At 45.3% G+C, this 6,549-nt stretch carries 7 protein-coding genes and 1 tRNA gene; 6 read left to right on the top strand and 2 right to left on the bottom strand.

Annotated features, from left to right (window positions below; translation table 11 throughout):
• The 5 genes from ABIO93_RS07985 to ABIO93_RS07965 form a co-directional block, all read left to right on the top strand.
• A partial coding sequence (locus ABIO93_RS07985) for a gliding motility-associated C-terminal domain-containing protein (protein ID WP_348066296.1) occupies positions 1-650 on the top strand: 650 nt, incomplete at its 5' end.
• A 98-nt stretch (positions 651-748) separates the two neighbouring features.
• Entirely contained in the window at positions 749-1,627 is an 879-nt protein-coding gene (gene fabD, locus ABIO93_RS07980) for an ACP S-malonyltransferase (protein WP_348066294.1), read from the top strand.
• Positions 1,628-1,693: 66 nt separating this feature from the next.
• A tRNA-Gln gene (locus ABIO93_RS07975) sits at positions 1,694-1,764 on the top strand.
• A gap of 235 nt (positions 1,765-1,999) precedes the next feature.
• Positions 2,000-2,605 (top strand): TetR/AcrR family transcriptional regulator, encoded by a 606-nt coding sequence (locus ABIO93_RS07970; protein ID WP_348066291.1) that lies wholly within the window; start codon positions 2,000-2,002, stop codon positions 2,603-2,605.
• A gap of 138 nt (positions 2,606-2,743) precedes the next feature.
• Positions 2,744-4,246 carry an oligosaccharide flippase family protein gene (locus tag ABIO93_RS07965; RefSeq protein ID WP_348066289.1) on the top strand — a complete coding sequence of 501 codons (1,503 nt, stop codon included), beginning with the start codon at positions 2,744-2,746 and terminating at the stop codon, positions 4,244-4,246.
• Between the two features lie 6 nt (positions 4,247-4,252).
• Here ABIO93_RS07965 and ABIO93_RS07960 read toward each other — a convergent pair whose 3' ends face one another.
• Together ABIO93_RS07960 and ABIO93_RS07955 are read right to left on the bottom strand one after the other, a co-directional pair.
• On the bottom strand, positions 4,253-4,999 hold the full coding sequence (locus tag ABIO93_RS07960) for an ATP-binding cassette domain-containing protein (RefSeq protein ID WP_348066287.1): 747 nt from the start codon (positions 4,997-4,999) through the stop codon (positions 4,253-4,255).
• 45 nt (positions 5,000-5,044) lie between these two features.
• Entirely contained in the window at positions 5,045-5,773 is a 729-nt protein-coding gene (locus ABIO93_RS07955; RefSeq protein WP_348066283.1) for an ABC transporter permease, read from the bottom strand.
• Positions 5,774-5,835: 62 nt separating this feature from the next.
• Between ABIO93_RS07955 and ABIO93_RS07950 the strand changes: the two genes are divergently transcribed.
• Entirely contained in the window at positions 5,836-6,546 is a 711-nt protein-coding gene (locus tag ABIO93_RS07950; protein ID WP_348066279.1) for an SDR family oxidoreductase, read from the top strand.
• The last annotated feature ends 3 nt before the right edge of the window (positions 6,547-6,549 follow it).

Here is a 6,549-nt window from a genome sequence, read left to right as displayed (position 1 = left end):
CCAAGCCATGCCCGCCGGTACTCGCGCTCGACCCGCTCAACTGTGATTCGTTGCAGGCACACCCGGAAGCTTTCTGTGACTCCCCTACTTTTACCAACCATTTGTCATGGACTTATCCACAGTCGGTGGGCGGCAAAGACTGCGATCCGAATGTATTTGCTTACAAAATATACTATGCCCGTTACGAAGGCGACCAGCCAGCATTGATCGCCACCGTGACCACGCCGCCTTCCCCATTGTCGACTACTTACGACCACCAGGGGCTTACTTCGTTTGCAGGATGCTATTTCGTCACGGCCGTCAACAGGTTTGGCAGTGAAAGTGCCCCTAGCAACATTGTTTGCAAGGACAACTGCCCCATGTTTGTGCTGCCCAATGTATTTACGCCCAATGGTGATTTGAAAAACGATGTCTTCCAGCCTTACGAATGCCCCGCATTTGTGCAGTCGCTTGAATTCAAAGTTTTCAACAGATGGGGTGCCCAGGTGTTCTCCACCAAAGATGTCAACATCAACTGGAACGGAAAAACCAATTCAGGAAAAGACCTCGCTGCCGGACAGTACTACTACGAGGTGACCGTCTATTTTGAATCATCCAAAAAAGTAACCACCCCTACTACCATCAAAGGATGGGTACAGCTGCTCAGGTAGTGATCGCCTTTTTTCTTTCGTCTTCAAGTATTTCCTTTGTAGCCCGGTTTGACAGCCGGGCTTTTTGTTCACTATGAATAATCTTAACAACAGTAAATATGAAAAGGGCATACATTTTCCCCGGCCAGGGTTCCCAGTTCAAAGGAATGGGACTCGATCTGTACCAGTCATCAGATTCAGCTAAGGCTTTGTTTGAAAAAGCAAATGAGATCCTTGGTTTCAATATAACTAACATCATGTTTGAAGGCACCGACGAGGAGCTCAAACAAACGAATGTTACCCAACCCGCGATTTTTATACATTCTGTCATCCTGGCCAAGATCAGTACTGATTTTGCCCCCAATATGGTTGCAGGACATTCGCTGGGCGAATTTTCTGCACTCGTAGCCGCGGGCGCCCTGTCATTCGAAGACGGGCTGGCATTGGTAGCCAAGCGTGCAGATGCCATGCAAAAAGCATGTCTGATCCGTCCATCCACCATGGCAGCCATTCTCGGCCTGGCCGACAACATCATCGAAGAAGTGTGCGCGGGTATTACCGACGAGATCGTAGTTCCGGCGAATTACAACTGTCCCGGGCAGGTTGTGATCTCAGGTACCATTGAAGGTGTTGAAAAAGCTTGCGAGTTGTTGAAAGCTGCGGGTGCCAAACGCGCATTGATATTACCCGTCGGAGGCGCATTTCACTCGCCTTTGATGGAGCCAGCGCGGGAAGAATTAGCTTCCGCCATCCATGCAGCCCAGTTTGAAGCACCTATTTGCGCAATTTATCAGAATGTAAATGCGAAACCTGCGACGGAAGTTTCAGTCATTAAAGACAACCTCATATCACAGCTAACCGCTCCCGTAAGATGGACGCAATCCGTTGAGCAAATGGTAGTTGACGGCGCAGAAACGTTCATAGAATGTGGCCCGGGAAAGGTTTTGCAGGGCTTGGTAAAGAAGATTTCAAGCCAGTCGGAAATAAAAAGCATTTAATTTTTTTCGCCAAAAACTTGACAACTTAAACTCCCCGCATTACTTTTGCACCACTGTTTACGGTTTTGGCCGATGGTGTAATGGTAACACAGGACATTTTGGTTGTCTTATTCAGGGTTCGAGTCCTTGTCGGCCAACAGTAAGTTTAAAGAGCTCATCGCAAATGAGCTCTTTTTTTGTGGCTTCCTTTTTAAGAATCGATACAAATTAGTCGACCAAATAGGCATTTTTCTCTTTCAATGAGGCGTTTTTATCGATTAACGCACATTTAGGCTACGTAATTCAAAAAATGGTGACTTATAATATTTTACACGTATAATATTTCCATATGAAATATTACATTTACCATGTTTTAACCTAAACGGCACCCATATGAAAATTGACAAAGTTAAGAAGCGCGACCGAGAGCGGACAAAAAGTAAAATCCTCCGCGCGGTCGGCGAAGTGATTGAGCAACACGGTACTGAAAAGGTAGGTGTGAATCTTATTGCCAGGACAGCAGGAGTAAATAAAGTACTGATTTACAGATACTTCGATAGCGTCGACGGGCTTATGGAGCAATATGTAAAGTCGGGCGAATATACCTCTACCACCAGTACTGAGTACATTGACAACATGCCACTTCTCGCCCCGGAAGAACGCAGCAAGGCCCTTACCAGCCTCATGCACACTTTTATGAATGACCTGCGCGAACGGAAGGCTACCCGTGACCTGCTGAGGTGGGAAATCGGTACCGGAAAATCCATGCTATCTGATGCCCGCAACCAGGTCGCATTACGGATATTGAGTAAGATCGGAGACTTACCCCACTACAACGACACCAGTGCTCTAGTTACATTTCTCACAGCCGGAATCTATTATATGACCATTTCTACTGACTACCGTGAAAAAATGATAGACGTCGACCTGCATTCCGACGACGGATGGAAACGGATCGAAAAAGTGATCGAACGCATTATTGTCGATGTGAGAAGCTAGATAAAAAAAACCAAAAAGAGTCCTTCCAAATGATCGGAAGGACTCTTTTTTTGCGAATTGGAAATAAACCATTGTCCATAACCTATATTTGTTTCTCTGATTTTGCTCTGAGAATTGCGCAAAACAGATTGAACAATTATGAGTGTATTAAAAAAACTGGCCAGTGAAACCGCGACTTACGGTATCAGCACCATGCTGGGCCGCTTCCTGAACTACCTGCTGGTCGCACTTCATACCAAGCTTTTCGAACCCGAACAAATCGCCGCACAAGGACAGCTCTATGCCTACGCCGGACTGGCGACGGTTCTTTATACATTTGGGATGGAAACTGCCTTTTTCCGGTTTGCCAGGCAGGAAGCGGACCGAAAGCAGTATTACAATCTGATACTCAGCGCCGTCATTCTCGTAAGCGTATTCTTTTCCGGACTGATCTTCATTTTTGCGGAAAGTGCTGCCGAATTTATCAAATACCCGGAAAGCGTCTCCATTGTCAGAATGTTCGCAGTCATCATGGCGATCGATGGCATTGTATCCATTCCGTTTGCGAGGTTGCGACTGGAAGGAAAAGGCAAAAAATTTGTGATCGTACGGGTTACCAACATTCTGATCAACATTTTCCTGAACCTGTTCTTTCTGATCGTTTGCAGGGACGTTTACGCCGGCGAGTATCTAGCTTTTCTCAAACCTGTAATTGCCATTTTTTACGATCCGATGCACGCACCGGATTATATTATTATGGCCAATCTCGTCGCCAACTTTCTATTTTTCTGGCTACTACGAAAAGAGCTTTCGGATTTCAGGTTTGTATTTGACAAAACCCTTTTCAAGCCGGTCTGGGTATATGCATTCCCCATTCTGATCATGAATGCGGGAGGCGTAGTGAACATGCTTTTCGACCGGGCTTTTATTCAATTTTTACTACCTAAGGATTTTTACCCGGGCCGTACCACCAAGCAGGCGATAGGGATTTACGTCCAATGCTATAAATTATCGATCTTCATGAACCTGGCCATTCAGGCATTCAAATACGCTGCAGAGCCGTTCTTTTTCTCCAAAGGCGACGACAAGAATGCGCCGGAGGTATTTGCAAAGGTTACCAAATACTTCACCATCATTTGCGTAATCATGTGGGTTGGAATATGCCTGAACCTTGACTTGTTCGCCGAGCTATTCTTAAAACAGAAGATCTACCATGAAGGCTTGTCGGTAGTTCCGTGGCTTTTGGCTGGCTATATGTTTCTGGGGATTTATTATAATCTGGCAACCTGGTTTAAACTCACCGACAAAACGCAGTACGGCACCTGGCTGACATTAACCGGTGCGCTGATCACCATTGCCAGCAGTTTTCTGCTCGTCCCGCAGATAGGGTACCTGGGTTTTGCGATCGCTTTTGCATTGTCAGGGTTTACGATGCTTTCGCTTTGTTATTATTTTGGGCAAAAGTTTTACCCGGTCCCGTACGACGTAACTTCCGCATTGGGGTACATTGGAGCAGGTACACTCCTGATTTATACCTCAACGCTATTTAAAATCAATGATCTGATGATTTCTGTACCGGTTCACATGCTGATCCTGGCAGTCTTTTCAGGCTGTGTATTTTTATTAGAAAGAAAGAATATTCCTTTTTTGAACAAAAAATAAGAGGTACTAGGGCTGCATTTCCCGGAGTAATTTATTGGAGAAAAGAAACTCCTTCAATTCCGGCACAACTGTCTTGGTGATCTCGGTATTGACACCCTCCCAAAGCTTGCTTCCCTGATAAAGGAACATAATGTTCTGCCCGATCTCCATCACCGAGTTCATATCATGTGTAATGATAATGGTCGTGATCTGGTATTCTTCCGTTATTTCTTTGATCAGTTCATCAATTTTAACAGAAGTAAGCGGGTCAAGGCCTGAATTCGGTTCGTCACAAAAGAGGTACATGGGGTTCATGACGATGGCGCGGGCGATCCCTACGCGTTTTTTCATCCCGCCGCTAATTTCGGAAGGCATTCTTTTGGCGGCTGCTTCCAATCCTACACGATGCAAACAAAAAGCGACTCTTTCCTGCTTTTCCTGCATGGACTGATCCGTGAGCATATCAAGGGGAAAACGGACATTCTGCTCAACCGTTTTGGAATCGAAAAGCGCCCCTCCCTGAAACAAAACACCCATCTCGCGCCGGATCGATTGTTGTGTTTCCTTGTCGCAATTATAAAAATCGCGGCCGTTGTAAAGCACATTGCCTTTGTCAGGTTTTACGAGGCCTATCATACATTTCAACAAAACACTTTTACCCGTCCCGCTGCCACCGATGATCAGATTGGTCTGCCCCTTTTCAAATTTTGAAGAAATTCCCTTTAAAACTTCTTTACCGTTAAAAGCTTTGGCTATATTATTTACTTCAATCATCGTTTTGATCTTGTTGTAACTATTCCGGCGGCTTTGATTAACATTTTACAATAACAGTTGGGCTAGGAGGTAATCCGCGACAAGAATGGAGATACAACTGTTCGTTACTGCACCCGTGCTCGCTTTACCTACTTCTAATGCTCCGCCTTGTGTGAAATAACCTTTGAATGAAGATATTGTCGCAATCAGAAAACCGAAAACAAACGGTTTTACACACATAAAAAAGATGTTATACGGCACAAACGAATCTCTGATACCATTCAAATAGTCTCTTTCCGTGATTACTCCGGTCAATGTCCCTGCCAGATAGCCTCCAAAAATATTTAAAAATCCGGCAAAAATAACGAGCATAGGAAATGTTAACATCGCTGCAAGAACCTTCGGCAACACCAGGTAAGATGCCGAATTGATCCCCATTACTTCCAAAGCATCCACCTGCTCGGTGATCCGCATGGTACCCAGCTCACTGGCAATATTGGAACCTACCTTTCCCGCCAGAACGATACAGGTAATGGTCGGTGCAAGTTCGAGTATAGACATGTCACGCACAATCAATGCGACCGTCGAGACGGGGATGATCGGGCTCACTAAGTTATATGCTGTTTGAATGCACGAAACTGCGCCAATAAAAGTGGAAACGATCGCAACAATAAATACTGAGCTCACTCCTATACCCACACATTCCTCCATCAGCCTCTGCCAGTAAACCGACAATTTTTCCCCTTTTCCGAATAATGTCCCTAAAAAAATAAAGTATTTCCCGATTACAGACATGATATCTAGATTGTATTCAATATTTTCGGGGAAATTAGGCAAAAAAAGAAGTAATCAGAAAAATGAATCCATTAGCGGTAGTCACCGGCGGGACAAAAGGAATTGGAAGAGCGCTAATTGAAAGGTTCATGAGCGGTGGTTTTGATATAATCACCTGTGCGAGAAACCTTCATGATCTGGAAGATCTCGAAAAAGAAATGAAGGACCGATTTGCCGGTTCAACATTATATTATTTACCGGCTGATCTTTCCCTGCGGGCAGACCTGGATGCGTTCCTGAACTTTGCCAAATCAAAAAACAGGTTTACAGAGGTACTTGTCAACAACACGGGCGTATTTATCCCCGGGCAGGTGCATAATGAAGCAGAGGGTACATTGGAAAAAACAATGGAAACCAATGTTTACAGCGCCTATCACCTGACAAGAGGCTTCGTAGGGGACATGATGACGAACCGGAAAGGGCACATTTTTAACATTTGTTCTACGGCCAGCATTATGGCTTATCCCAACGGCGGCTCCTACTGTATTTCCAAATTTGCGCTGTACGGCATGACCAAGGTACTCCGCGTAGAAATGGAGCCGCACGACGTGAAAGTGACTGCTGTGCTTCCGGGAGCGACGTTAACAGACAGCTGGAAAGGGGTGGATTTGCCAGCGGAACGTTTTATAGATCCAAAAGACGTGGCTGACGCGATTTGGGCTGCCTACTCGCTTTCTCCGCGTGCCGTCATGGAAGAAATTTTAATCAGGCCACAGCTCGGAGATTTGGATTGATTA

This window comes from Dyadobacter sp., assembly GCF_039919315.1.
Taxonomy (GTDB): Bacteria; Bacteroidota; Bacteroidia; order Cytophagales; family Spirosomataceae; genus Dyadobacter.
This window is presented reverse-complemented; position numbering and strand designations above follow the sequence as displayed.

Excerpts from the sequence above, each read along its gene's own strand:
- fabD (WP_348066294.1), top strand. The coding sequence starts at position 749 with ATGAAAAGGGCATACATTTTCCCCGGCCAGGGTTCCCAGTTCAAAGGA.
- ABIO93_RS07970 (WP_348066291.1), top strand. The coding sequence starts at position 2,000 with ATGAAAATTGACAAAGTTAAGAAGCGCGACCGAGAGCGGACAAAAAGT.
- ABIO93_RS07965 (WP_348066289.1), top strand. The coding sequence starts at position 2,744 with ATGAGTGTATTAAAAAAACTGGCCAGTGAAACCGCGACTTACGGTATC.
- ABIO93_RS07960 (WP_348066287.1), bottom strand. The coding sequence starts at position 4,999 with ATGATTGAAGTAAATAATATAGCCAAAGCTTTTAACGGTAAAGAAGTT.
- ABIO93_RS07955 (WP_348066283.1), bottom strand. The coding sequence starts at position 5,773 with ATGTCTGTAATCGGGAAATACTTTATTTTTTTAGGGACATTATTCGGA.
- ABIO93_RS07950 (WP_348066279.1), top strand. The coding sequence starts at position 5,836 with ATGAATCCATTAGCGGTAGTCACCGGCGGGACAAAAGGAATTGGAAGA.